General features: G+C 62.0%; 36 protein-coding genes. 7 read left to right on the top strand and 29 right to left on the bottom strand.

Annotated features, from left to right (window positions below):
* Positions 1-148 precede the first annotated feature (148 nt).
* Positions 149-799, bottom strand: coding sequence for a protein-L-isoaspartate O-methyltransferase family protein (locus AKG11_RS10425; RefSeq protein ID WP_088016539.1), 651 nt, complete (start codon positions 797-799; stop codon positions 149-151).
* 367 nt (positions 800-1,166) lie between these two features.
* Here AKG11_RS10425 and exbB point away from each other — a divergent pair, with 367 nt between their 5' ends.
* From exbB to AKG11_RS10400, 5 genes are all read left to right on the top strand, one after another.
* Positions 1,167-2,186: a tonB-system energizer ExbB gene (gene exbB, locus AKG11_RS10420; protein ID WP_082342410.1), complete on the top strand. Its 1,020-nt coding sequence runs from the start codon at positions 1,167-1,169 to the stop codon at positions 2,184-2,186.
* 4 nt (positions 2,187-2,190) lie between these two features.
* The gene (exbD, locus tag AKG11_RS10415) at positions 2,191-2,628 is read left to right on the top strand and encodes a TonB system transport protein ExbD (RefSeq protein WP_024270455.1); all 438 of its coding nucleotides are present in this window, start codon (positions 2,191-2,193) and stop codon (positions 2,626-2,628) included.
* Positions 2,629-2,937: 309 nt separating this feature from the next.
* A complete protein-coding gene (locus tag AKG11_RS10410) occupies positions 2,938-3,381 on the top strand; it encodes a hypothetical protein (protein WP_156334082.1) in 444 nt (147 codons plus the stop codon).
* 55 nt (positions 3,382-3,436) lie between these two features.
* Positions 3,437-3,664 (top strand): hypothetical protein, encoded by a 228-nt coding sequence (locus AKG11_RS10405; RefSeq protein WP_050743853.1) that lies wholly within the window; start codon positions 3,437-3,439, stop codon positions 3,662-3,664.
* Complete coding sequence (locus AKG11_RS10400) at positions 3,661-3,909, top strand: DUF982 domain-containing protein (protein ID WP_050743852.1); 249 nt, start codon at positions 3,661-3,663, stop codon at positions 3,907-3,909. The genes AKG11_RS10405 and AKG11_RS10400 overlap by 4 nt, the downstream gene beginning before the upstream one ends.
* 111 nt (positions 3,910-4,020) lie before the next feature.
* Here AKG11_RS10400 and AKG11_RS10395 read toward each other — a convergent pair whose 3' ends face one another.
* From AKG11_RS10395 to AKG11_RS10310, 19 genes are all read right to left on the bottom strand, one after another.
* Positions 4,021-4,395, bottom strand: coding sequence for a DUF1515 family protein (locus AKG11_RS10395; RefSeq protein ID WP_050743851.1), 375 nt, complete (start codon positions 4,393-4,395; stop codon positions 4,021-4,023).
* 90 nt (positions 4,396-4,485) lie between these two features.
* Positions 4,486-4,764 (bottom strand): hypothetical protein, encoded by a 279-nt coding sequence (locus AKG11_RS34525; RefSeq protein WP_050743850.1) that lies wholly within the window; start codon positions 4,762-4,764, stop codon positions 4,486-4,488.
* Entirely contained in the window at positions 4,761-5,771 is a 1,011-nt protein-coding gene (locus AKG11_RS10385; RefSeq protein WP_050743849.1) for a glycoside hydrolase family 19 protein, read from the bottom strand. Before AKG11_RS10385 ends, AKG11_RS34525 begins: the two co-directional genes overlap by 4 nt.
* A 24-nt stretch (positions 5,772-5,795) precedes the next feature.
* Positions 5,796-6,140, bottom strand: coding sequence for a hypothetical protein (locus tag AKG11_RS10380; protein WP_050743848.1), 345 nt, complete (start codon positions 6,138-6,140; stop codon positions 5,796-5,798).
* Complete coding sequence (locus tag AKG11_RS35695; protein ID WP_256364421.1) at positions 6,137-6,262, bottom strand: hypothetical protein; 126 nt, start codon at positions 6,260-6,262, stop codon at positions 6,137-6,139. The genes AKG11_RS10380 and AKG11_RS35695 overlap by 4 nt, the downstream gene beginning before the upstream one ends.
* Positions 6,263-6,383: 121 nt before the next feature.
* Complete coding sequence (locus AKG11_RS10375; protein WP_050743847.1) at positions 6,384-6,956, bottom strand: DUF4376 domain-containing protein; 573 nt, start codon at positions 6,954-6,956, stop codon at positions 6,384-6,386.
* Entirely contained in the window at positions 6,956-7,771 is an 816-nt protein-coding gene (locus AKG11_RS10370) for a YncE family protein (RefSeq protein WP_050743846.1), read from the bottom strand. Before AKG11_RS10370 ends, AKG11_RS10375 begins: the two co-directional genes overlap by 1 nt.
* A complete protein-coding gene (locus AKG11_RS10365; RefSeq protein ID WP_050743845.1) occupies positions 7,771-8,115 on the bottom strand; it encodes a hypothetical protein in 345 nt (114 codons plus the stop codon). Before AKG11_RS10365 ends, AKG11_RS10370 begins: the two co-directional genes overlap by 1 nt.
* A 3-nt stretch (positions 8,116-8,118) precedes the next feature.
* Positions 8,119-8,835 carry a hypothetical protein gene (locus AKG11_RS10360; protein WP_050743844.1) on the bottom strand — a complete coding sequence of 239 codons (717 nt, stop codon included), beginning with the start codon at positions 8,833-8,835 and terminating at the stop codon, positions 8,119-8,121.
* Between the two features lie 2 nt (positions 8,836-8,837).
* Positions 8,838-9,353 (bottom strand): hypothetical protein, encoded by a 516-nt coding sequence (locus AKG11_RS10355; RefSeq protein ID WP_156334081.1) that lies wholly within the window; start codon positions 9,351-9,353, stop codon positions 8,838-8,840.
* Between the two features lie 10 nt (positions 9,354-9,363).
* Positions 9,364-10,617, bottom strand: a complete 1,254-nt coding sequence (locus tag AKG11_RS10350) for a hypothetical protein (RefSeq protein WP_050743842.1) — start codon at positions 10,615-10,617, stop codon at positions 9,364-9,366.
* A gap of 24 nt (positions 10,618-10,641) precedes the next feature.
* Positions 10,642-11,445: a baseplate wedge 1 family protein gene (locus AKG11_RS10345; RefSeq protein WP_050743841.1), complete on the bottom strand. Its 804-nt coding sequence runs from the start codon at positions 11,443-11,445 to the stop codon at positions 10,642-10,644.
* A complete protein-coding gene (locus AKG11_RS10340) occupies positions 11,445-12,332 on the bottom strand; it encodes a hypothetical protein (RefSeq protein WP_050743840.1) in 888 nt (295 codons plus the stop codon). Before AKG11_RS10340 ends, AKG11_RS10345 begins: the two co-directional genes overlap by 1 nt.
* Positions 12,329-12,688, bottom strand: coding sequence for a contractile injection system sheath initiator (locus tag AKG11_RS10335; protein ID WP_050743839.1), 360 nt, complete (start codon positions 12,686-12,688; stop codon positions 12,329-12,331). Before AKG11_RS10335 ends, AKG11_RS10340 begins: the two co-directional genes overlap by 4 nt.
* Positions 12,685-13,341: a Gp138 family membrane-puncturing spike protein gene (locus tag AKG11_RS10330; RefSeq protein ID WP_050743838.1), complete on the bottom strand. Its 657-nt coding sequence runs from the start codon at positions 13,339-13,341 to the stop codon at positions 12,685-12,687. The genes AKG11_RS10335 and AKG11_RS10330 overlap by 4 nt, the downstream gene beginning before the upstream one ends.
* A complete protein-coding gene (locus AKG11_RS10325) occupies positions 13,341-14,219 on the bottom strand; it encodes a phage protein (protein ID WP_050743837.1) in 879 nt (292 codons plus the stop codon). The genes AKG11_RS10330 and AKG11_RS10325 overlap by 1 nt, the downstream gene beginning before the upstream one ends.
* A 1-nt stretch (position 14,220) precedes the next feature.
* Entirely contained in the window at positions 14,221-14,535 is a 315-nt protein-coding gene (locus AKG11_RS10320; protein ID WP_050743836.1) for a phage baseplate plug family protein, read from the bottom strand.
* Positions 14,536-14,538: 3 nt separating this feature from the next.
* The gene (locus AKG11_RS10315; RefSeq protein ID WP_050743835.1) at positions 14,539-15,117 is read right to left on the bottom strand and encodes a phage baseplate protein; all 579 of its coding nucleotides are present in this window, start codon (positions 15,115-15,117) and stop codon (positions 14,539-14,541) included.
* Entirely contained in the window at positions 15,114-16,781 is a 1,668-nt protein-coding gene (locus AKG11_RS10310; protein WP_050743834.1) for a tape measure protein, read from the bottom strand. The genes AKG11_RS10315 and AKG11_RS10310 overlap by 4 nt, the downstream gene beginning before the upstream one ends.
* A gap of 54 nt (positions 16,782-16,835) precedes the next feature.
* Between AKG11_RS10310 and AKG11_RS10305 the strand changes: the two genes are divergently transcribed.
* Both AKG11_RS10305 and AKG11_RS10300 read left to right on the top strand, forming a co-directional pair.
* A complete protein-coding gene (locus AKG11_RS10305) occupies positions 16,836-17,159 on the top strand; it encodes a hypothetical protein (protein ID WP_156334080.1) in 324 nt (107 codons plus the stop codon).
* Positions 17,144-17,623, top strand: coding sequence for a thermonuclease family protein (locus AKG11_RS10300; RefSeq protein WP_050743832.1), 480 nt, complete (start codon positions 17,144-17,146; stop codon positions 17,621-17,623). The genes AKG11_RS10305 and AKG11_RS10300 overlap by 16 nt, the downstream gene beginning before the upstream one ends.
* Before the next feature lie 770 nt (positions 17,624-18,393).
* Here AKG11_RS10300 and AKG11_RS10290 read toward each other — a convergent pair.
* From AKG11_RS10290 to AKG11_RS10250, 9 genes are all read right to left on the bottom strand, one after another.
* On the bottom strand, positions 18,394-18,831 hold the full coding sequence (locus AKG11_RS10290; protein WP_050743830.1) for a phage tail assembly chaperone: 438 nt from the start codon (positions 18,829-18,831) through the stop codon (positions 18,394-18,396).
* Complete coding sequence (locus AKG11_RS10285) at positions 18,824-19,258, bottom strand: phage structural protein (protein ID WP_050743829.1); 435 nt, start codon at positions 19,256-19,258, stop codon at positions 18,824-18,826. Before AKG11_RS10285 ends, AKG11_RS10290 begins: the two co-directional genes overlap by 8 nt.
* A 13-nt stretch (positions 19,259-19,271) precedes the next feature.
* Positions 19,272-20,417, bottom strand: a complete 1,146-nt coding sequence (locus AKG11_RS10280) for a DUF3383 family protein (RefSeq protein ID WP_050743828.1) — start codon at positions 20,415-20,417, stop codon at positions 19,272-19,274.
* Between the two features lie 31 nt (positions 20,418-20,448).
* On the bottom strand, positions 20,449-20,955 hold the full coding sequence (locus tag AKG11_RS10275) for a phage neck terminator protein (RefSeq protein WP_050743827.1): 507 nt from the start codon (positions 20,953-20,955) through the stop codon (positions 20,449-20,451).
* The gene (locus tag AKG11_RS10270; protein ID WP_050743826.1) at positions 20,952-21,281 is read right to left on the bottom strand and encodes a hypothetical protein; all 330 of its coding nucleotides are present in this window, start codon (positions 21,279-21,281) and stop codon (positions 20,952-20,954) included. Before AKG11_RS10270 ends, AKG11_RS10275 begins: the two co-directional genes overlap by 4 nt.
* Positions 21,278-21,754, bottom strand: coding sequence for a hypothetical protein (locus tag AKG11_RS10265; RefSeq protein WP_050743825.1), 477 nt, complete (start codon positions 21,752-21,754; stop codon positions 21,278-21,280). Before AKG11_RS10265 ends, AKG11_RS10270 begins: the two co-directional genes overlap by 4 nt.
* Positions 21,751-21,954 carry a hypothetical protein gene (locus tag AKG11_RS10260; RefSeq protein WP_050743824.1) on the bottom strand — a complete coding sequence of 68 codons (204 nt, stop codon included), beginning with the start codon at positions 21,952-21,954 and terminating at the stop codon, positions 21,751-21,753. The genes AKG11_RS10265 and AKG11_RS10260 overlap by 4 nt, the downstream gene beginning before the upstream one ends.
* Before the next feature lie 10 nt (positions 21,955-21,964).
* Complete coding sequence (locus AKG11_RS10255) at positions 21,965-22,357, bottom strand: DUF4054 domain-containing protein (protein ID WP_050743823.1); 393 nt, start codon at positions 22,355-22,357, stop codon at positions 21,965-21,967.
* A 49-nt stretch (positions 22,358-22,406) separates the two neighbouring features.
* Positions 22,407-22,722 (bottom strand): hypothetical protein (locus AKG11_RS10250; RefSeq protein WP_197283969.1); only part of this gene is annotated, 316 nt, incomplete at its 5' end.

Raw genomic sequence — 22,722 nt, 5'->3', positions numbered from 1 at the left:
AGCTCCGCCTCGCCCGCGATAATGCCTCTTCGCTCATTCGGGAACAGTCGTCAGGTCCTTCAGGAAGGATTTGGTAACGACAATAGGACAGGCCCGTTGCGAAAGTGCAACAAACGGGCCTGTCGAAACGGCGCATATCCGCGCTGGCTCAGAAGACGAATTCCTTCGCCTTGCGGAAGCCCGGAAGCGGCTTGACGGCGGTATTGAAGACGTTGCGTTCGGAGACGTGGCCGCCTTCCTTGATATAGAGACGCGCCTGCGAGGCATTGCCGTAACCCTCGACGACGACGAGGCGTCCGCCATCGCGCAACTGGGCGAAAAGCGCCTCCGGAACGAACTCGACCGCGCCATGCACGAAGATCACCTCGTAGGGTGCTTCCGGCGCGTAACCGGTCTCAAGATCGCCGGTGACGACGGCGACATTGTCATAACCGAGGCGGGCGAGCGTTTCCGTCGCACTCGCAGCCAGCGCCGCGTCGCTTTCCAGCGCCACGACGGAGCTGCCGAGAAGCGAGAGCACGGCCGAGGCGTAGCCCGTGCCGCAACCGACCTCCAGCACGACATCGCTGCTGGCGATCTCGGCCAGCTGGATCAGCTTGGCGAGCGGCGACGGCTCCATCAGGTAGCGGCCGGGGGCAATCTGGATATCGTCGTCGATATAGGCGAGCGGCTTGACGGCCGCGGGCACGAATTCTTCGCGCGCGACGGTCAGGAAGGCGTCGAGCACCTCATGCGCCGTGACGTCCGTCGTACGGATCTGGTTGTCCACCATCTTCGTGCGCGCTGCTTTGTAGTCAATCATCTCTAGCCCTGTGAGTAAGCGGCAGACCGCGGCACGAAGGCCCGGTTGCGATGCCGGATGCGTCGCAATTCTCTTAGAGCGGTTTCGGGCCGGGTGTCCATAGGCGGCGATCGTCTGCGCGCAAAAACCGCGCCGCTGCGGTTTCGTCCCGCCCACACCGAGGATTTTCCGCAGTTTATCATGAATAAATTACTCAACATATTATTGCCTGCCCCCTCCATAATGTCGTATTGAGCAGTCAGGTTTTTGCGGCGCCTGGCGTCCGCACCGCGCCCGTTTATCGGACGGGCACCGTATAAATTGAGACATGCAAGAGGAATACGCCGTGCTGAAACGGTCTCGACTGCTATTCGCGATCATCCTGATGGCGCTCGCCACCCCGCCGGCCGCCCTGGCCCAGACCCAGGAAACCCAGAGCCAGACGCAGGGTACTTCTGCGCAGACGGACAGCCAGCCGGAAGCCGGACAATCCGGCGGCGCGGCGACGGGCGGCACCGCCGCGACGACGACCACGGACACGACATCGCGGCCCGTGACAGGCGACACCGTGAACACGCCCGCCGTGACGGCCGATGCAGACCAGGAGGCCGCCGGCGAAGAGGCGACCGATCTCGACGTCGTCGATGACGGCGGCGAACGGCAGGCCGGCCTGCCGCACGACCTTTCCCCCTGGGGCATGTTCATGGCGGCCGATATCGTCGTCAAGGGCGTGATGATCGGCCTTGCCTTCGCCTCCATCGTCACCTGGGCCGTGCTTCTCGCCAAGCTCGTCGAACTGGCCGCTGCCCAGCGCTCGGCCAGCCGCGCCGTGCGGCAGCTCACGGTCGCCCGCGGCCTTGAGGACGGCGAGCAGGCGCTCGGCCGCAACCGCGGCACCGTCGCCCGCATGACGCGCGCCGCTCGCGAGGAAATGGAAGCCTCGGAGGCCGTGCTCGACCACGTTTCCGATGGCGGCGTGAAGGAGCGCATCTCCTCGCGCCTCACCCGCATGGAAGTCCATGCCGGCCGCCGCATCGCCAAGGGAACGGGCCTCCTGGCCACCATCGGCTCGACGGCCCCCTTCGTCGGCCTGTTCGGCACCGTCTGGGGCATCATGAACTCCTTCATCGGCATCTCGAAGGCCCAGACCACGAACCTTGCCATCGTCGCGCCCGGCATCGCCGAAGCGCTGCTGGCGACGGCCATCGGCCTCGTCGCCGCCATTCCCGCTGTTGTGATCTACAATTTCCTTGCCCGCGCGATCACCGGCTACCGCCAGAACCTCGCCGATGCCTCGGCCGCCATCGAGCGGCTGGCCAGCCGCGACCTCGACGTGCGCCGCTCGCTGCGCCACGGCGCGCAGCGCAGTGAACGGGGCCCAGGCTCCGTCGTGAAGATCGGGTGAGGCCATGGCGAGCAAGATCAAGGAAGGCGGCGGCGACGACCTCGAGGAGAACAGCGAAATCAACGTGACGCCGTTCATCGACGTCATGCTGGTTCTGCTCATCATCTTCATGGTGGCCGCGCCGCTCGCCACCGTCGACATCAATGTCGACCTGCCCTCCTCCGTCGCGCAGCCGACGCCGCGCGAGGACAAGCCGGTCTTCATGACGCTGAAGAAGGACCTGACGGTCTCGATCGGCAATGGCGAGATCGCCCGCGACAGTTTCGGCCCGGAACTCGACGCCGTGACGGAAGGCAACAAGGATGCCCGCATCCTGCTGCGCGCCGACAAGGCCGTCGACTACGGCAATGTGATGGATGTGATGAACCTCCTGCGCGCGGCGGGATACGGCAAGATCGCCCTTGTCGGCCTTGAAGGCGGCGCCCCGGCGCAGCAGCAATAGAATATGGGGCGCGCCTTCGGGCGCGCCGCCCGGACCTGCGGTCATCGGCCACCGTCTGTTCGGCCTCCGGCAAAGCTGCGACAAAAACGCCGTCAAACGCTTCGTACACATCCGTCAGGATGAAAAAAACGGCATGTTCGGAATAAGCCCCTTGCGCCCTTTCTCAATTCGTTCTAAACGCCCGGCACCACACGCTTTATAGCAAAACGGATGGCCTCGTGGCGGAGTGGTGACGCAGAGGACTGCAAATCCCATCATAATTTAATGATATCAACGAGCGTTCTGAAAATCGGGACGGATCGACCGGATTTGCGCGGCTTTACGGCCATTGAAAACACTGAACAATTCCGCGCGTTCAGAATGACTTTCTTGACGAATTTCCCTCCCCGCATCATCTCCTCCCCCATGTCCGAACGCACATGGAAGCGAAAATACCGCTGGGTCCAAACCTGGCCCGAGGAGAAGGAAGACTGGAGCGCCTTTCATGACGGCCTCTATATCGGTCGCGTATCGCGAGACCGGACCAGCCTGAAGCGGGGCATGTTCTTGTGGTCGGGAGGGTGTTCGGAGTGGCCCGGCTTCCAAGGGCCAATGCCCCACAACGGCCGGAAGCATGAAGCTTGGGAAGCAGCGAAGGCCGTCGAAGACTGGTACGATGAGGGGCTGGCGCGCAGCGGGCCGAGGCCGGCGCTGGTCGCTCAGCGTATCGGGCCGCTGGATGAGGATGGGTTGCCGCTCTGGCTGCGAGGCTAGCCAGGGAACAGACCGCCCAGTCCAGCGTTGCCGCTACAGCAATGGAGGAGCCAGCATGCAACCCGTTATCCAGTCTCCCAACAAGCCGATGGATCATCCGGACGCCCAGATCGACTGTGAAAGCATGATCGACATACCGGTGCGGGATTTTATCGACCAGCTTATTCAGTCAGGGTGGTCGCCGGACGTGGTGTTTGCCGCCATGAGAAGCGTCGTCGACAACCAGGCCATGGCCTATGCGGAAGACCCCGACCCCGCAGACGATCCGGCGCCGGCGCAATGAACCGCGGCTATTGGGATCCTCCCGTCACTATCGAGACGCTCACGCTCGGGCGCTACAGGATGATATCGAGCGCCGCGGAAGCTGCTCGTGTCCTGATTGAGGAATGGCCGGTGGACGAAGGCGAGGCATTTGTTGCCGCCAAGACCCTGTGCCTCGCCGTCATGGAAGGCGCTGCGGACCCGGAAGAGGCCCGAAAGGCATTCCTTATCGCCGCCGACGAAGCGGATGTGTTTGTCAGGCCATAAACCGAAAAAAGCCCCGCAACCCAGAAGGGCGCGGGGCGTTACAGAAGATTGAGACCTTACGGCGCTGAGCATAAGCGCTGACGATCCATTCGGTCAATGTCCCTGTCGTCATCACCCTTTCCCGAGTAGCGCCATCCCGATCCGTTTCAGCGCCTCGCTGAACGTCACGCCGAGGGCCATAGCAGCAACGCCGGTGACTGCGAGCGCCCCCATCCCCATGAGCTTCCACCTCCTCACCTCATCCGTCACCGGCTTCATTTCCGTCACGTCTTCCTTTACCGTGACGATTGATGTTTCGACCTTGCCCACCCGGTCGACCACCTCGTCAAGGCGGCGGTGAACGACGGCCCGGCTGGCTTCCGACTTGTCTTCCGATCGCCGGCTGGCCTCTTCCATCCGACGGATCGCGTCCTGCAGGCCGTGCATACCGGCGACGAGCTCGCCCAGCTGGCGGTGCACTGCCGCGTCGATTTCAGGTGGGCTCATTCCCAGCAGCCTTTCTGCGACCCAAAGCGATTGTGCGCCGCGACCTGGTTGGCGAAAGGCCGATCGCTTCGCAAGATGGTCACCGACGTCTCAAGGCTCGGTCGAAGCTTCTCGAAGCCGGCGCATGCACTCGTTGGTTTCGTCGACTGGCAACCCCAGATCAGCGCACAGAGAGGCAGCGTCAGCAGAAGACACCTGACCATTGATCTTTCCTTTCGTGGTGAAGTCCTTCACGGCCGCTTCGAGGGCGGCAACAGCAGCCTCCTGGCGGCCCTCGCGCTTGCCGAGGTAGTGTGCGGCCGGCGTGGCGATCATTGCGCCAAGAGCAATGCCGCCGGCAATCTTGGCGGCATCGAGGAGGCCGATCATGCTTCGACCTCCCCGCGGATATCCTTCACCGCCGCCACAAGTTGGTGGCGCAGCAGGATCACGATGATGAGCGCCGCCAGCGCCACGCCGCCGAACGCAAGGACGGTCTGCCAGTTCGCGCCGAGCAAACCGGTCAGGCTGGTGCCGATCGTGCCACCGATGCCGGCGAGCCAGCCCATGCGGTCGGCCTTGCTCTTGACCTGCTTATCGACCGCGACGGGAACGACGGGCTTGTCAACCTGCACCGGCACCTTGACCTCAACGGCGACCTCTTCCACCACGGGCGCCGTCGCAACATCGGCAGAAAGGCGCTGCGGTGCGGTGAGCTTCAGAAGAGCCGAATGCAGCGCGGCGCGGGTCAGCGGCCCGGAGGTGCCGGACGTGTCTTTGAGGCCGGCCGCCTTCTGGAATTTCGGCATGTCGTTCATGCCGTAGCCGAGGAAGGCGAGCGCAAGGCGGTCGTAGTAGCGGAGCCGATCGGCATAGCCGTTCAAGCCGCCATTGATGGTCCGCGTCACGTTCTCGATATCGCCACGGTCGGCGTAGCGGTTCAGATCCCGTGTGGACCAATACCAGATCGGCGAGAGAGCTTCCCATGGATCGGAATTGATCTTGTCGGGGGCGGTCTCGAAATTAGGAGCGCCCGGGTCGATCGTTTTCGCCCACTTGCTGAACTCCCGGTAGTTCGCCCGTCCGGTGACCTGGATCGGCCCGCGGCCACGGTACTTCGACCCGTCTCCCTTGTGGATATTGCCGAGATCCTTGCGGCCCTCATAGCCCTTCTGGGCTTTCGTCGGCCCCCAAAGTTCACGGTCATAGGCGAAACCGCCACTCTCATGCATGAGCTGAGCCAGATACTGGACGAGGCGATGCGGCTGGAGAAGGCCGAAGCGGTCTCCGTAGGTTGTCAGGGCGTCGATGACGCTTTGGGCATTGGTGCGCTGGGCACTGGTGAAGGCACGGCCATAGGCGCGCTCCAGCAGCGCAAGCGAAAGCGTTGCAGTCATGGTGTGTCCTTTCGGAGAGGAATTTTACGGGTCGAGGTAGATGGCCCACGCAATGGCATGCACGAGGATCGGTCCGGCCATGTCCAGGATGTTCTTCGGCCGCCACCACATGAACAGCCAGGCCTTGGGCGAGCCGGCCGGCATATCCATCCCGGTCTCGCAGTCGCGCTTCTCACGGCCCCAGTAATTGGCCAGCATGATGCCGGTCCAGAAAAGGAACGCCTGCGCCGGCGTGTAGCGGGAGACTATGACCGTGATCCCGGTCAGCGCCAGGGCGAAGATGAACGCCTCAAGCGCATGGCCGAAGTTGCTCCGGTCCACCTTCCACTCGCTGAACCAGCGAAGTTTGCCATAGGTCCTGTACTTCATCGGGCGCCCCTCTGGTGATCGGTGATGACGACGGCGTTGGTGAGCAAGTGCCCCTCACCATCCGTCGCGCAGGCGGCAAGAAGCAGGCAGCACAAGGCCGCCGCAAGGATGCGAAAAATCATGATGGCAACCTACGATATTTTAAGACATCCCAGCCATTTTGAGGCGGCTGGATGTTCCCCCAAGATCGATCTGGCACGGACCCGGTTGAGCGACACGAGGCGCTCCCGGGTCTCTGTACATTTAAGGCCAGTATCCGTTGTCGGTGAAATCGAACGGGATCGGGTCCGCGTCCTTGATCGCGCGGGCCGCGAAGATATGCGCCGTCTTGTGCTCCATGGCGGCAAGGCCGAAAGCATAGACGGTCTGTGCATCCATCGGATGGATGGAGTTGTCCGCCGCGATCCACACGAAGTCGCTGTCGCCGCCATGCCAACGATAGTCGCCAGCCTGCGCCCCCTGCATCATGGCGCCGAGCGCCGCTGTTGAAGCGCCCATGATGTTCTCGCGGTCCTCTGGGCGGGATTGGTAGATCACCCCGCCGAAGCTGAACCCGGCCGCGATGCGGCGGTCTCGCTCGGCGTCGACCTGTTCTTCGGTGGGCGGAGGCAAAGTCGTCACCGTCCAAACCTCGCCGTCCCATCCCAATTGCTCCGTTGCCGGATCGTAGTCGGGCTGCGCCGGCGCCTCGACATAGCCCGCATCTGCGATCTCATCGACCGTGAAGCTCGACGGATCGGTGCGGATGAAGCCATTGGAGAGCGTGATGGAGGCCGGCAGAGCGGCCGGGTAGGAGCCGTTGCGGGTGTAGAGCATCAGACGCCTCCGAACTGGTTGAGGTAGCCGTTTATATCCATCGCGTAGAGCGCCTTGCCGTCCTCACGATAAAAGAACGATTGGATTCCGCCGACACTCAAGACAGGATTATTGGCCGTGTTGGTCCCGCCGACCGACCATGGATTTCCAAGGGTGTAGTCAGCGATTGTGCCGTTCGCGCCGCGGTCATGGAAGAGACGTGTTCCGTCCGGGCTTAGAGCAACCGAATACCCAGGAGATAGGAATCCGGAACTTCCGACATAGGTCGCCGTTGAGACGAGCCATGGCGTCGAAAGCGTGTACTCATAGATGTTCGACCCACCTTGAAGCATAAGCTTCGTTCCGTCTGGCTTGAACGCCATGCCCCCCGGAGAAGTGGATTGAGAGTTGACGAGTTTCACGCCTACGTAGGAAAGGGTCGAAAGGTCCCATGGTGTAGAAAGCGAGTATTGCCTAATTGCGGCGGAAGCAACACTATCCGTCACATAGACAGCAGTCCCGTCTGGCTTGAACGCTAGGTTGACCGCCGTCCCCATCGTCCCAAGGACAGCACTACCGACGTATACCGCGCTATCGACGCGCCATTTCTTGGCGAGCCGAAACTCGTGTATCGTGTCGTCAGTCGAGAGCAGCACGTAAAACCGTGTTCCGTCGGGCTTCACGCAGATCCCGCGAGCGTTGTTCACGACGCCAAAAACATTGAATCGCGGGATCAAGGCCCTTGGCGTCCACGCCGCCCCCTCATAGGCGGCGCCCTTCCCACCCTTCGCCGTCAAAATCGACCCATGCCCGCCGATGTGTCGAATACGAGGCATTAGACAACATCCTCATCGTAATAGACGGTGGTCACATGGATGTCGCCAGCAGCCGACGCCAGCGCCTCGAAGTCATCGCCAGCCTCAAGTGAAAACGCCCCGACGATCGCCGGGATTACATCCTTGGCCGTCACCGTCGCCTGAGACAGCAGCGGATTGGCCGCATTGCTATTTGAAGCGTCAAGCCAACGCACGGTTGCCAGCGCATCGTTCGATGCATCGATGCTCGTGCACTGCACCATCGTGAAGTGTCGAACCTTCCCGACAGGAACCACGTCAGCCATGATGCGCTGCGCGGAGGTCGTCAGTTCGATCCCGAAGGTTTTGGGAGTTGAGATGGCCATGATTTACCCCGCAATCCAGCGTGTGAAGTAGAGTGCGCCGCGCACCTGATCTGTGACCGAGCCTGCGGCTGCATTGGCTGCGGCAGCGGCATCTTCGGCGGCTTCGACCGCACCGGCGACACTCGCGACGACTGGTGTCAACTGCTCCTCAACCGCTTCGTCGATGATCGGGCCGATCGTGGTTTCCAGGATGAGATTAAGGTCGTCGTTCGTAATGAAGTTCGGCTTGTTCTGGACGTAAGCGGCCGACAACGGGTCCGTGACGGACCAGTCGGCTTGCACATTGAGAGGCACGATGAAGTCCTCCAGTTCCTCGGTGGTGAGTTGGCCGGCGGGGAAGGCATAGACGATCTGAACGAACGGCTGGCCGGAGCGCGGGATGAGGGAAGCGCCATCCTTGACGATGACGTTGGTTTGGATCTCGCCGCCGAACGGATCGACCTTGACGAGGTCATAGATGCCGGGAGGAAGATCGAGGCGAATGTCTCCGCCGCGCGTGTCGATACCGTCGGCGAAGGCCAAGTAGACCGTTTCGTCGCCCCAGCGCACCGTGACGGCGAGGTCCGCGTTATTGAAGGACCGGCCCTTGATGATGTAGAGCCGAGCGCCAAAACTGAACATGGCAACCGCGCCGTCGGGCAGCGGGGCTGTGGTGCGATCGAGCGCCCGCCCCTGCCTCGACTGGAACGGCAGGGAGAGGAAATTGGTGCAGGACGCCATGATCAGCCACCGACGGCAGCGATCACCGCCTTGATGTTTCGGGCCTTGTCGATCGCGGCATAGCGGTCGGATCGGAAGGCCTCGGCCTCGGCCAGTTTCGTGGCGTAGGTCTTCGCCTTCTTGATCACGGTTTTCGCGATGGTCTCAGGCTTGGACCCTGTCGCCTCCGCCATGGCCGCGATGTAGATCGTATCTTCGACCGCGCCGCCGGCGATGATGGCGTTCGCCTCGACGAGCTTCGACGGCCAGGTGTCGCGCTCCTCCTGCGGATAGTCTTCCCGCAGATCGGCCATCTTGTGGGCGACGTCCTCGCGCGTCATCTGCTTGGCCAGATCGCGTGCAACGTCGATTGCAGAGCCGGAAAGGATGTCCCGGCCGAGGCTGTCCTGCCCGATCACTCCGTCCGGAACGATGCCGACCAGAACCGAGCCCCACGCGCTGTAGAGCGTCGCGTCGATCGTCGCAGCATCGACATGCCGGCCGACAATCGCGCCGGCTTCATTCATCACGATTTTCATGGGCTTGCCCTTAGTTCTTGATGTAGCAGTTGCCGTTGCCGACGGTATTCACGGTCGGAGACGCCGAAGCGGAGCCGGCATAGCCTGTGATCGTCATCGCCCCGAAGTTCGAGCAGCGATAATCGCCGGACGTGTTGCTGCCGGAATTGCTTTCCGCCGCATTCAGGCGCCCGCCATTGAAGACCGAGTAGCCGTAGACCTTGTTGTTGTTGGACTGGCTTTCGCGGGCCTGGATGAAGCCGTCATTGGTGATGAGGTAGCCGGAGCCCTCATTGTTCTTGGAGACAGATGCGCGGGCCTGAATGATGCCGGAAAGGGAGACGAAATACCCCCCTGACCCAGACCCGCCGTTGCCCTTGGCCGTCGATACGTCCGCGATGACCGTGCCGCCGATCGACGCGGTGTAACCAGCATCGGCGTTGCCCGACGCTACGCCACCGCTGTTGACGATCGTCCCGTTGTTCGTGACGTTCCAGCCCGAGGCGGTGCAGCCCGAGGCGGTGCAGCCCGGCGCGTAGATGATGCCGCCACGGTCCACCAGCCAGCCATTGAGATAGTTGTGCACCGCGACGTTGGTCGCCCTGATGTGGCCACCGGAGGTCTTGATGCCGTCATTCGAGCCCAGGCCGATGAAGGCGATGTTCTCGAGCGTGATATCGCTTGTGCCGGTGTCAACCGCTCCGTTCGTGGATTCGATGACAACCTTGAAGCGGGTTCGAAGCATCGCGGCATTGACGATGCGGTCGGTCGAGATGTTGCCGACGCCGGAGCCGGTTACCGAGAAGCTCGGCTCTGTCACCATGCCAGAGGGCAGTGCCGGCCCCATGATCTTGATACGCAGGCCGTCGGGGTGGCCGGAAATGACCTTCGTTCCGATATTGTAGGTGCCCTCGGCGATGTTCACGATCACCGTGGCATCGTTCGAGATTCGGAACCGCGACAGGTAGTCCATCGCGTCGGCCGGGTCGGTGAAATCGCCCGGGACGTTGATGACCCGATCTTCGGAAATGATGTCCTTATAGGTCTTCAGGACGTCGTCGAGAATCGTCTCGTCGTCCGGCGAATAGGTCATACCGAGTTCGACGGCGGCATACTCGATCTGCCTGGCCAGCTTATTGATCGCGTCCTGCTCGACGTAGAACAGGTAGTCGAACAGGTCAGGGTCGGCTGCGCCGCAAGCCCAACCGTTCGCGTTTTCTTCGGTCGAGGGCGTGCGCCGATCGGTCGACGCGTTCGCCCATTTCTGCGGGAACGGCAGAGTCATGTTCTCACCTAAAATTTCGAGGTTTCAGAGGGTTTCGATGTCGGCCGGATCGCCGGAATAGAAGCGGCCATTGCAGAAGCCGGACCATGCGGAGCCGAAGCCGAAGATGCCGGATTTGGGAGTCCGCTCCAGCGGATCCTTGATGATCGAGTAGAATGATGAGGTGCACATTTCACCCCATCCATCACCGAAGCCGAAGATTGCGCCGTCGCAGTGCGCCCATGTCAGTTTGACGCCCGGCGCGATCGGCAGGACTTGCTCCGCAAGGTGCAGGATCTGCAGCTCAGCCGAGGTGAAAAATCTGGTGAGGCAAAGGATGATCTCCCCTCGCCGCTCCTTCACGATCACACATTCCGAGGCAAGAAGCGCGCTTGCCGCCAAAACGAGGCTTTCGCGCCTGTAATCGTTGGTCTGGGCGGAGTTGATGGCAACCGCCCTCGCCTTCAGATACCGCCTGTAGAGCGCATCGTCGGCGAACGTGTATTCCTCGTAGAGCGCGCCGTCGCACGCAAATCGGGCGCCCTCGCAAAAGCCGAGAACGGGATAGCCAACGCTGCAGTCGTCGTCCTCACATGCGAAGCCGAAGACCTTGGCCCTGCTGCCCTGGCAATGCGTGCGCGGCCAGCCCAGCCACTTGCCGATCATCGTAAGCTGATCGCCGGTGGACGTGTCGATATCGAACGCCGACTGGATAGCGTCACCGCGCTCGGCCACATCAGCCAATTCCGACAGCGCGGCCCGGATCAAGCCAAGGAGGTTCGAGCTTTCACGATACTGGGTGAGGACGCGGTCGATCCGCTCCTCTTCCATCGCCGCCTTGTCGATCATCAGGAGAACCGCACGTTGATGTTCTTGGCCACGATGACCGGGCGTGAAAGGACGTCGAATTGCAGCCCGTCGGCCGTCAGGTCGTTCGCATCGATGCCGACGAGCGCGCGCGTAACCGAGAGCCCGCCGATCGTGCCCAGCAGCGCCTCAATCTTCGCCTGATCGACCAGATCGCCGTTGATGAGACCGCAATCGCCGTTCGCCGCGGCGTCGAGATAATCCACCACCTCTTGCGGCGAGGTCAGACCACAGGTGCAGACATCAGGCACGAGGCGCACCGTCAGGTCCACGAACACGGGCACGTCAGCGGGGCGGATGAAATTGATCTGCCGGCAGTAGCCGCCGATCGTCACCGGGACGGACGTCATGCCGTAAAGCCCGATGCCGGGCACGGTGTTCTCATAGATCGCTTCGGCCACGTCGGCATCATTCCCGCCGATCACCGCGAACGCGATGGTGTGGGGCGGGATGCCGGACGAGTCCGAAAACTGCGCGCTGTTCTCCCGCACCGCTACCCACGAAACGCCATCCACGGCCATCACCGCCTGGATGCGGTCGGACATGCGGACCGCGCTGTTCTGCTGGTTGGTGATGACGCGGGCAAAACCGGCATCGGAGAGCGAACCGCGCGACAAGGCCCGGATATTGCCGATCCGGTTGAGGTTGGCGCCCTCGGCCTGCGTCGGGTCATAGGACTGGTAGATGGCGAGGTTGCGCTCTTCCATTTCCGTCGCGAAGTCCGTGATAAGGCCGAGGATCTGGCCCAGCGGCGATTGCGCCGTCATGATCACGCCCGGGCCGAACACCGTTTCGGCCTTATCCTCCAGGCTCGCAAGGATCTCCTGCGGCGTCTTGATGACGTAACCGGTGGCCGTTACTCCGCTCATACCTGTACCACCTCCTGATAGGCCGTCATGACTTCGATGGATCGGATGTTGAGGCGCCGGGTTCCGCGGTCGAACGAAACGGAGAAGCCCTCAATGCCGGTAACCTGATCCGTGTCGAGGATTTCCGCCTTCACCACCGCCTCGGCCAGCGCCGGGTCGTAGGCCTTGCCGAGGATCTGATCGAGCCACGGCACGCCGGCCGTCGTGTCGAGGAACCATTCCCGCTCATAGGTCTGGAGACGCTGGCGGGTGTGCTGGCCGACGGCTTCCGCGTCTGTCACGACCGCGAGGCTCTTGTCGGCGCGAAGGAAGAGATCATTTGTCGCCTGGTCGATCGCGAGGCCGAGCCTGCTCATAGCGCCATTCCCCGCAGCTTGCCGGCGATCTCGGCGAATTGTGCCTGATGCGTCAGCGGCCAAATGCCTTTCGATGAGCCACCGGAGACGGTCGCCGTTTCGGCGCCCAACAGCTCGACGACCTGCGCGAGGAGATCGTAGATGTTGCCCTCGGCCCCGCGGATCCGAAACTTGCCGTCTTCGCTCATTTCGATCGCGAACTTGCCGTCGGCCGACCGAATTTCCATGTTCTCGCTGTTGAAGTTCGGGATCGGATCGGTCAGGGCCTCACCGCCGTCAAGGAACGCCTCATAGTCGGCCAGGGAGAAGGTCCGCGCATCGGACGCCTCATAGTCCTCGCCGCCGTGGTAATTCTCGCTGCTGCGCATCTGCGGCCGGAGCGTAACCTTGTCGCCGGGCTTGATTGGTGTGGTGATGACGAATCCACCCACGCGCTGGAAGCGCACCGGCACCTCGTAGAGCTGGGGCATGTCGACGGATTCTCCGTCGAACTTCGGCTTGTAGAGCGGCTGGATGGTCGCCGTCTGGGTCTTGGCATTGAAGGAAACGATCTTGCCGGGGATCTCGCCCCAGATCGCGCTCACTTCTGACTGCGCCCTGCTGCCGACGACGTCGCGGGACTGATTGGTGACCTTGCCGAGCAGACCGACCATTAGCGCTTTCCCTCGTCCACTTTGCCGCCCCTGACGGACTCACCCACGACCTCGACCGAGAAGTCACCGTCGAAGTTGTCGCCGCGGTAGCTGGCTTGGCTGACGCGGTACATGCCGCCGTCAGCATTCATATCGATGATGCCCGACCGCACCTGCACGCGGCGGTTCGGCCGGATCTCCGGATTGAGGAGGCAGGAGACCCGCACCCCATTGTCAGTGATGGCCGGCGTGTCGATCATGCCCGTTTCTGGCGCGATCAGCACGACCTGGCCGACGTATCCGTCTCCAGGAATGATCTCCATCGTCTGGTTCTGGAGGTTCCAGTAGAAGCCGTGGCCGCGCCCGATCGTGTCGAGTTCCCGATAGCACCGGGTGCAGGTCGCATAGGGTCGCTTGAATTCCTGCTTCATGTCATCGGGGAATTTCCACTCCCCGCGCTTGACGCCTTCCTTCTCCAACTCCTTGTAGAGGTCTTCGACGACGTCCTTTACCGGCGTGCCCTTGGGATAGCTCTTGGAGAGCTTGGCCTTGCGGATCGCCTTGTCGCCGTCACCGCAGGAGATGCGGGTGACGATATCGGCGCCCTGGCGCTTGTGCTCGACGTCGCGTATGGCGCCCTTGAAGAGGATGCCGACGTTGCCGCCCCCTTCCGGCGGCATATAGCCGGCCTCCAGGGTGATTTCGTCCAGTTCTTTGCCGACGCTGTTCCTGTGGCTCTCCGACAGGTTCCAGATTTCGATGGTGGCCGTGTTCGCCGAGCTCGAGATATCCTTGACGATGTCGAAGGCGATTTTCATCTCGTGCACAGCGATGCCGCCCGGATTGATGGTCAGCCCGCCGTTGAAAATTCCGCGGACCTTCTTCAGGTATTGGCGCATGTCAGGCAGCCGCCTTCATCTCTTCCGCCGAGACCTGATAGAGCTTCACTGTGCCGAGCGGCAGAGCGGAGCGGTCCGGGGCGGCACCCGACGGCGAGAAAGCCACGATCGCGCCGACGCCGAAGCCGAAACCACGGAGCAGATCGAGCCCAGCCACCACCCGCCGGCCGTTCAGAACCGGCACATCATCGATCGAGAGGTCCAGCATCCACCGGTCCACGACCTTGTTGTAGCGGAGACGAAGCGTCACCCGGCGATTGTTCATCACAGCGGAAAACTGCTGATCCGCCTCATCGATGATCTTGAAGACGTTCATGGGTTAGCCGCCAAGCATGGTCTTGAGGTACGAGGTGTCGTCACTGGTGGTCACGTTGTCGAAACCGGTATCCCCGCGCTGGATGGTCTCCGTAACGCGGTCACCGGTCGTCGTGTCGCCGGAAAGTTCCTTGCTGAGGCGCGTGGACCGGGTGCTGTCCTTGCCGCCCGGCTCTCCGCTCGTCCGGCCGCTCGTCCGGCCGCTGGTGTCGGTCGTATAGCCGGTGCTGACGATGATGATCTCTTGAAGCTCCACCGTGCAGCGAAGGATGCGCGCCGAATCCTTGTCCCGGTCGGCGGTGAGCCGCTTGATCAGCATGTTCCGATAGAGCGAGAGCCCCGTGACGAGCTGAAACGGGACCCTGGTGCTCTGGAACGCGACGAATGCGTTATAGGCCGCAGCGGCGTTGTCGTTGGCAATGTCTAGCACGACGCGCTTCGGCAGCACGAATGCATGATCCGTGATTCTCGCCCCGCTCTCGATCGGGATTTCCGTGATCTCGATATCGCTCTCGTGCTTTTCCGAGATCACGCAATCGACCGGGATAGGGCCGATGAGGCGCGAGAAGGCGATGGCGCTCATAGCTGGTCATCCTTCTCGAAACGGGACGCGCCGGCCCGAGCCGCAGCCTGGCCAACCGCATTGCCGACCGCACCGCCTACCGCGCCAGTGACGTTTTGGACGCCTTGGACCGTCACTCCACCGACATTTACCGTCGTGCTCTGGTTTCGACTGTCATTGAGCGTGTTGCTGACATTCGCCGCGGCGGCGTCACCCTCCATTTTTGCCCTGTTCTCCTCAAGGTTCTGAAGGAGGAATTTGTAGTCCAGCGCGTCCTTGGTAAACCCGGCCGTCGGGTTCTCATCCGGTCGGTCAATGCGCCGATTGCCGTCCATGTAGATGAACTCGCCCTTTTCGTCGTAGCCATGCCCCTTTTCGACATATCCCGGCTTCGAGCGCGGGTTTTCAACCGCCTTGATCTTCGAACCTTCCGCATCCAAGTTCGCGAGGTAATCGAAACCAGATTTCGCGAGGTAGAAGGCCCCTGCGAACGCGGCGAGCGCCGCAGCAAGGGGCCAGACAGCCGCCGTAAACGAGCCCATCACTGCGGCGGCTCCAACAAGCCCAAGGGCCGCAGTTCCGATTGTCGTAATCGCCGAGGCAACAGCGTCAGGGTCAGCGCCGAGCATTTCGGAAAGCGCGTCGGCAAAGTCACCGATAACGGATTCCCCGCCTCGCATGAACGTCAGCCAATCGTCGATCGCCAGAGCGAGGGCACCGAACAGCGAAATGAGCGGGAAGAGGCGCACACCGATACCGAGGAGGACCCATTTTAGGCCTTCCCAGACGCCCTTATGCTCCTCGATCAACTCGGCGATCGTCCCCCAGTGGGCGGCGAGGCGCCATCCGAAGCGCGCGATGGCATCGGTGATCCAGATAAACGCACTCGACCACGACTTGGCCCAGCGGGCGAGCGTCCCATCAAGCTCGAGTTGGGCGAGAAAGTCGAGAACCCTACCAAGCTGCCCCTTTACGGCATCGAAGAAGCCGGCTTCGCCGATCTTTCGCTGAAAATCGGTCCATGTGTCGGACAGGTTCGACATCATACCGTTCCAGGTCTTCGACTGGCGCATCATCGCGCCGTTGAAGCGCGCGCCAAAACGCTCCTGGATGAACTTCGTGATTTCCTCGCCGTTTTTCTTCACGGTTTTGGTGAGCGTCTTTCCGTTTTCCGTCCAGGAAAACGTCACCTGATTGCCGGCTTGGCTCGCGCGGATACCGAACTCCTTCAGCCGCTCAAACTCGCCGGTGGAAGCATCCGCAATCATCTCTACGGCATCGATCAGGGACTTGCCCATAGCCGACGAGGCATTCCCGAGATCCTCCATCAGGCCGTTCGTCGGATCCATGCCATATGCGCGAAGCTTGACGAAGGCGCTCGTCAGTTCCTCGACCTCATAGGGTGTGCGCTTCGCAAACTCGCTGATCCAGTCGAGTGAGGCTCGAGCCTTGTCGGCGCTCCCCTCGACGGTTTCGAGCGTGGCCTGGAAGCTCTCGAATTTCGCAGTGGTATCAATGACGGACTTGCCAAGTGCGGCAGCCGCTCCCGCAGCGACCGTCGCGGCCGCCACGGCAAAGGTTGTCAGCCGGCGCGCCGCATCGTCGATCGACTGCGTAAAAGCCCGCAGCTTGTCTTGACCGCGGATCTCGTATCCGAGAATAGCGACCAGCTCGTCAGTGATCATTGATTGAAATCCTTGATGGGCCTAACCATAGGCGCTCACCTTCTGGAGGAACCTATGAAGAGAATCGGAATTCTTGCGCTTTCGCTGCTCTTGCCGCTGAGCGTTGCGGCGGATGACGCGTGGCGGGACAAAGCAATTGACCTGATCCGGAAAGAGAAGGTCGTGGTCGAGGCCATGTTTCCTCAGCGGATATCGCTGTGGGTTTCGGTTCGAGATGACGGCTCACGTCGCGACGGCTTGGCCGACTACATGTGTCTACTGCTCAGCGAGGCCGGAATGCCCAAAGGTGATCTAGTCATCATTCGCATCCTTGATGCCGCAGCACTTGCGAGGGATGAAATGACCGAACTGGGGAAGAGTGAATGCTCGCTCGGTTGATCCTGGTCGCCCTTACCTCATTGCCTATCCCGGCGATGGCCACTGAGATCGTCGGCCGCGCCTCCGTCATCGACGGCGACACGATCGACATCCAGGGCACCCGCATCCGGTTCGATGGGATCGACGCGCCCGAAAGCCGCCAGCGCTGCACGGACGCCTCAGGACAGTCATATCGATGCGGCAAGGTGTCGGCTGACGCTCTCGACGCGTTCCTAGCCGAGTCCCGCCCAGTGTCTTGCCACAAGACCGGGCGCGACCGGGACAGGATCGTTGCCGTCTGCACCCGGGCCGATGGGACTGACGTGAACCGTTGGCTTGTGACGAACGGCTATGCCATCGATTGGCCGAAATACAGCAAGGGCCGATATGCCGAGGAGCAGCGCCAGGCAGATGCGGCCGGCGCCGGCATCTGGGCCGGGACGTTCGAGCGGCCTTGCGTGGTTCGAGGTTCAAAGTGCGATTGAACAATCGGTTTAGAATTTCACTTCACCGCGGAAAACGCTGCGAGGAAAGTCGTCAGATCGTTCAAGCGTAAGGTTTCTTGCTTGCGAAAGAGTCATCCTCTTCCCGTTCATTTTCTTTTCGAAAGACGTGTCCCGTTCATCCCCCGCAGAACTGAGAGTGCAATGCGTAACATCCGCCTCTTCCATTCTGCGAAGGTTATGGAGAGTGCGACATCTATGCTCCTCCAACCGAAGCAACCTCGCCGCCTCGGCGACTGAATCCGCAGATTCATCCGGCAAAGCTGACTTCAGCAACTTCATGAACCCGCTGCTGCTTCCACCCTTCCGGATGTGCATCGTCGCATTTTTTACGATGAACTCCTTTGCCTCCGGGGATACTAGGTTGCTGCCCCGTAGTCGGACCTCCAGCCGCTCACGAGGAGGTGCATAATCGTCAAAGTCAGGGTCACCGGAAATGTCGAGGGAGATTGACCTCTTGACCTCATCGAAGACGACTGGCCGCGACGTAAAAACTCTACGAAGCCAACCGAACATCGCGCCCCTCCATGGTTTTGGGGCACTACCCTACCTAACGAACACGCCTGATCAAGGCTTGTTCGCCTTCTCCTGCATCGCGCCCTTCAAATCGAGGGCTTCATGGGCGTCCATGACGTCCTGCAACGTTACCCAAGTGCGTAGGTCGGCCTGGGTGTATATGGGTGGGTCGGCGACGATTGGCCGCCAGAGCCACATGTTGAGGTTCGGCGCGATGCGCTCCACTTGAGCCGAGGTTAGGCCGTTCCCATCGCCCCGCGGTTGCCATTGGCCAGCGCGCCGGAGAAAAAATCCCCAAACACCTCTTTCAGGACGAAGGCGGCGACGGGGATGATGGCGCCGAGATTGAGCGTCAGGTCGCCGTCGAGGTCCATACGGTCGTACTGACCGGAGGGCCGCTTGATCTTCGCCATTGCGACGATATCGCCCACGAGGCGCACGTATTCGTCCGCATCAAGGCGGTCGAACACGTCGGTCAGCACGCCGATAAGCTTGACGCCGATCGCCTGCTTGGCTTCGTCGGTCTGGGCGGCGCGCATCTCGCCGAGGATCTCGGGCAATTGGTCGGCGGCGCCCCCGGCCGCGCGCATGAGGCGGGCTTGAAGCCTCAGCGCCTCGGTCGCGAGGGGCCGATCGACGCGGACTTCCATGCCGGCAATTTTACGCTCAGCCATTCGGGATCTCCGGGTTCCATTCGCCGGTCACCAGAACCCATTCACGAACGGTCGCATTGCTGCCCTTGCTGTCGGTCGGTGCGCTCTGGATGAAGCACTTGTCACCCGTGCCGCCCTCGCCGCTCGAGGTGTCGAAGGCGGTTACCGGGAATGCCGCCGACGGCGAGGCCAGCGCCTGCTGACGCTTCAGCTTCTGCATGAGCAGGCGATGGGTTGGGCTGGTGTGCATCAGGCGGAGCGTAATCGTCGCGCCCCGGTTCGCCGAGACGGAGAACAGAGCCGATCCGTCGGCGCCGATGAGCATCGTACCTTTATCGCCGAGAGGCGCGATGCTGATCACGTCGTCGCCGTCCCAGAGGCCCTGGACGAGCTGGCCGTCTACCGTATTCGCGGTATTGACGTAGCCATATGCGGAAGTGGTTCCCATGGATCAGGCCTCCTTAATAAGCCATCTGGTAGCGAACGACCGTGTAGTGGACGGCGCCGGCGGCGCGGAAGCGGCATTCGATCGGGGGAGAGATACGAGCCTTTCGCTGGCTTTCCGGCACATCGAAGGCGCTCGGAACGGTGATTTGAACGGCCGCCTCGTATGCGCCGGTGGCGTCGTCGACGTCGAGCGCAACCAGGCCGGCGCGCGTGGCTTGCTGCATGACGGTGCGAACCGCGCCGGCGAGCATCTGCATGCCACTGTCATCGAACCGGATGCGCGGATTGTTGAGAAAGATGCCGAGTGCCTCCTCTTCCGTGCGGGCGATGATCCAGTCCGTCGCATGGATCTCATCCAGGAAGACGTTAGCCGTCAACGTCGAGCCCTCGACCACGAAATTCCGGCTGCCGATGTCGATATAGGTGTTGGCCATATGGCCGGCCGCTTCGGACTGACCGACGCCGGGCGTGAAGCCCGTGACGGCGGTGAGTGCAGCGGAGCCGATATTCACGGCGGGCACGCCGGGAAGCTCCTTGAACTTGGCCGTATATGCCGAGTTTGCCTCATCGAAGTCGCGCGTCTGCATGTAGGCGGCGAGCGAAGCCGCCGGATATGCCGATGCATCGGTGTGATAGAAGATCGCCGTCCGGTCGAAGTTGCCCTTGTTCGCCGATGCGATGCTCTGGGTCGTGCTGGCCGGATTTTCCGTGTCGACGTCGTTGCTGTCGAGGATGGCAAGCTTCGGCTTGGCCTGAACCCACGGGAGGAGGCCCGGAAGCGCGGCGACGTCGCGGAGGTCGGCTGCGATCGTCAAGAAGTACCAGTCGCTGTCAGCGGCATAGAGGAGATCGAGCTGCGCCTGAAGCTCAGTGTCGATCATCGTCTCGTCATCAACGACGTGCCCGATTTTGATTTGGCGGGGCCGACGCTTCTGCGAGAACGCAGACAGCGCGGCCTTGTAGGCGCTGGTCGTCGTCGCCCAGTCTTCACCGACTTCCTCGATCGAGCCGTAAAGCTTCGTGCGGTGGGTCGGGTCGACCTTTCCGGTCACCGATTCCGTGGTGATGATGAGCTGCGTACCGAAACCGCGGCGGCTCGGGTAGGCGTCATTGCGCGAGAGGGTGACATCCACCACTCGCGAATAAGGGATCACCGCCATGGCGATTTCCTTTCTCTCGGGTTTTCAGGGGTTAGCCAGCCGGACGGATGTCGAAGCTGTATTCGTCGATGACATCGAGAACGTGGGCGTCACGCGTCACACCACGGACGAAAAGGTCCATCTGAGCGCGTGGTTGCCATTTCTCATTGATCCAGTCCGGCACATTGCGGATCTGGGACGCGGAATGCACCAGCAGGCCCGGCAACAGCGGCTCCATCACCTGGGGGAGCTTTATTGCCGAAAGGATCGGTCGAAGCCGGTCGGTCGGGTTTTCCCCGTAGGCATGAACGGAGAAGCGCCATTCCATGTCGATAACCGGGGCGGCCTCAATGATCTTCTCGCCGGCGGAGTTGAGTTCGTCGGTCTCGGTAAACTCGATCTTGCGGTGCCAGCGCCGAAGTTCTTCCGCGCCGGTGAAATTGACCATGTTATAGGCGGGGTACGTCTTGCCGCCTTCGTGGCTCTTGATCGTTCTCACGCCGTTGGTGCGCGCGCAGATCCAGCGGACGACGGCGCTGTGGACTTCGTCGTTCGTCATGCGAGCCGCCCCAGCGCAGCGCGGTAGAACCCTCCCTCGGCGCGCGGCCAGGAAAACAGCACGCGGTAGGACACGCCAGACGCCGTTATCGTGTCATCGACGATGATGTCAGACCGGCTCCAGCACATCCACCCCGCTTCGGTGCGAATCCCCTCGGGCATATCCATAAGCTGGTTGCCTTTCACCGGCTGGATGGCTGCGCGAATGGTCGCCGTGACGGGCGCGCCTTCGATCCAGTCGCCGTCGTCGTTATGATCGCCGCCCACCAGGCGCGCCCGCGTTACGTTGACGGCCTCCCCGTCTATGGCAATGGCAACGTCGATCATCCGTTCCAGACCTTCCAGGTCACGGCGCCGCGCATCTCGCCGGTGTCAATAAGCGGGTTGCTCGAGCCCTTGAGCGCAATTGTCGTCGGGCTGTTCGCGGGCGATGAGAGCGACGTGATGCTCTGCTGCACATCGCCTTGAGCCATGATGCCCAGCTTCGACAGAACGACCGTAATCGACGTCTTGCCGGTCAGGATCTTCGCAGCGGACGACCGCATGCCGTTGCGGTATTTGCTGGTGTTCTCGCGCATTGCGTTGCGCATGAAGGGACGTTCTGGAACTGGGCCGCCCCACCCGCCGCCGGATGCGCCGCCGCGCGTGCCAAATTCGTTCCAGACTGCTTTCTGGATGTTGTCGCTGTCCGCCTCGCCGGCCGGGAAGCCGACCTTGACCTTCTTGGGCCCGCGCAGGCTGGTCTGTAGCCTTGAGAGGTCGATCCGCTTCTTGCGCTTGACCTCGACCGTGAAGCTCACTCGTCGGCCGTCTTCTGTTCGCCATCGGCCTTTGAGCCCTTGCGGGTGCGGCCATCGATGACGAGATCAGCCGAACCGTCGACAAATTTCTCACCGGCGGCCGTCAACTCGACGTCGCGGCTCTGGCCCGGATGGATGAAAACGACACCGTCGGTGGTGTGAACGCCCTGGCGGGACTGGCTGGTGTTGGTGACCTTCATTGTCATCTCCTCAAACCACGGCGACTGCCGGGAAGTTGCGGCACATCAGCGCCATGTATTCTTGCCCGTACGATGTGAGGGCGTATCTGGACGTCGCACTGCCACCAGACGATGAGCCGCCGGCGGTCGCGAATTCCACCTCAACGTCACCGACCTTGCGGCGCTTGACGAGGCCAGTGCCTGCGGAGCCCTGCCCGGTTGTGGACCGGCCCGGCTCGCCCTCAATCGTCAGCCAATGGGCGACGAGGAGCATCTGCGCGCGAGATCGGTCTTTCTCGATCCATGTGTCGCCGACTTCGCCAATCGCGTCGTCGATCATCAGTTGAACGAGATCGTCGCTGACCGGCGCGAACTCCGGATAGCGGGCCTTGAATGTCGTGGGGGTCGGGGCGGTATAGGCCATGTTCCGTCCTCTGGAAGGGGTGCCCGGCGGTTTCCCGCCGGGTCATGGGTCATTCGGCCAGCTTGGCGTCGATCAGCTCTTTCAGCTTCACGTTCGAGATGTTGCCGGCGTACTGAAGACCGAGTTCGTCGGCCTGCTTCTTCAGCTCGTCGCGCTCGCTCGGCTTGCCATCACCTTTTTCAGGAAGGCCTGAGCTTTCGAACCAGTTCTCCGGCGCATCTTCGCCCTCAGCGAGGTCAACCTCAACGGTCTCTCCCGGCTCGAGCCAGACCTTCCCCTTGGTGGTGTTGTCAACGGCGGAGTAAAAACCGGCCACGGGGCGGAGCAACAGTCGGCCACGGTGGCGCCGGCCTGAGACCGCCGGG

It is taken from the genome of Shinella sp. SUS2 (assembly GCF_001262505.1).
In the GTDB taxonomy this organism is placed as follows: Bacteria; Pseudomonadota; Alphaproteobacteria; order Rhizobiales; family Rhizobiaceae; genus Shinella.
The sequence above is the reverse complement of the archived record's forward strand: the minus strand, read 5'-3'. Positions and strand labels throughout refer to the sequence as shown.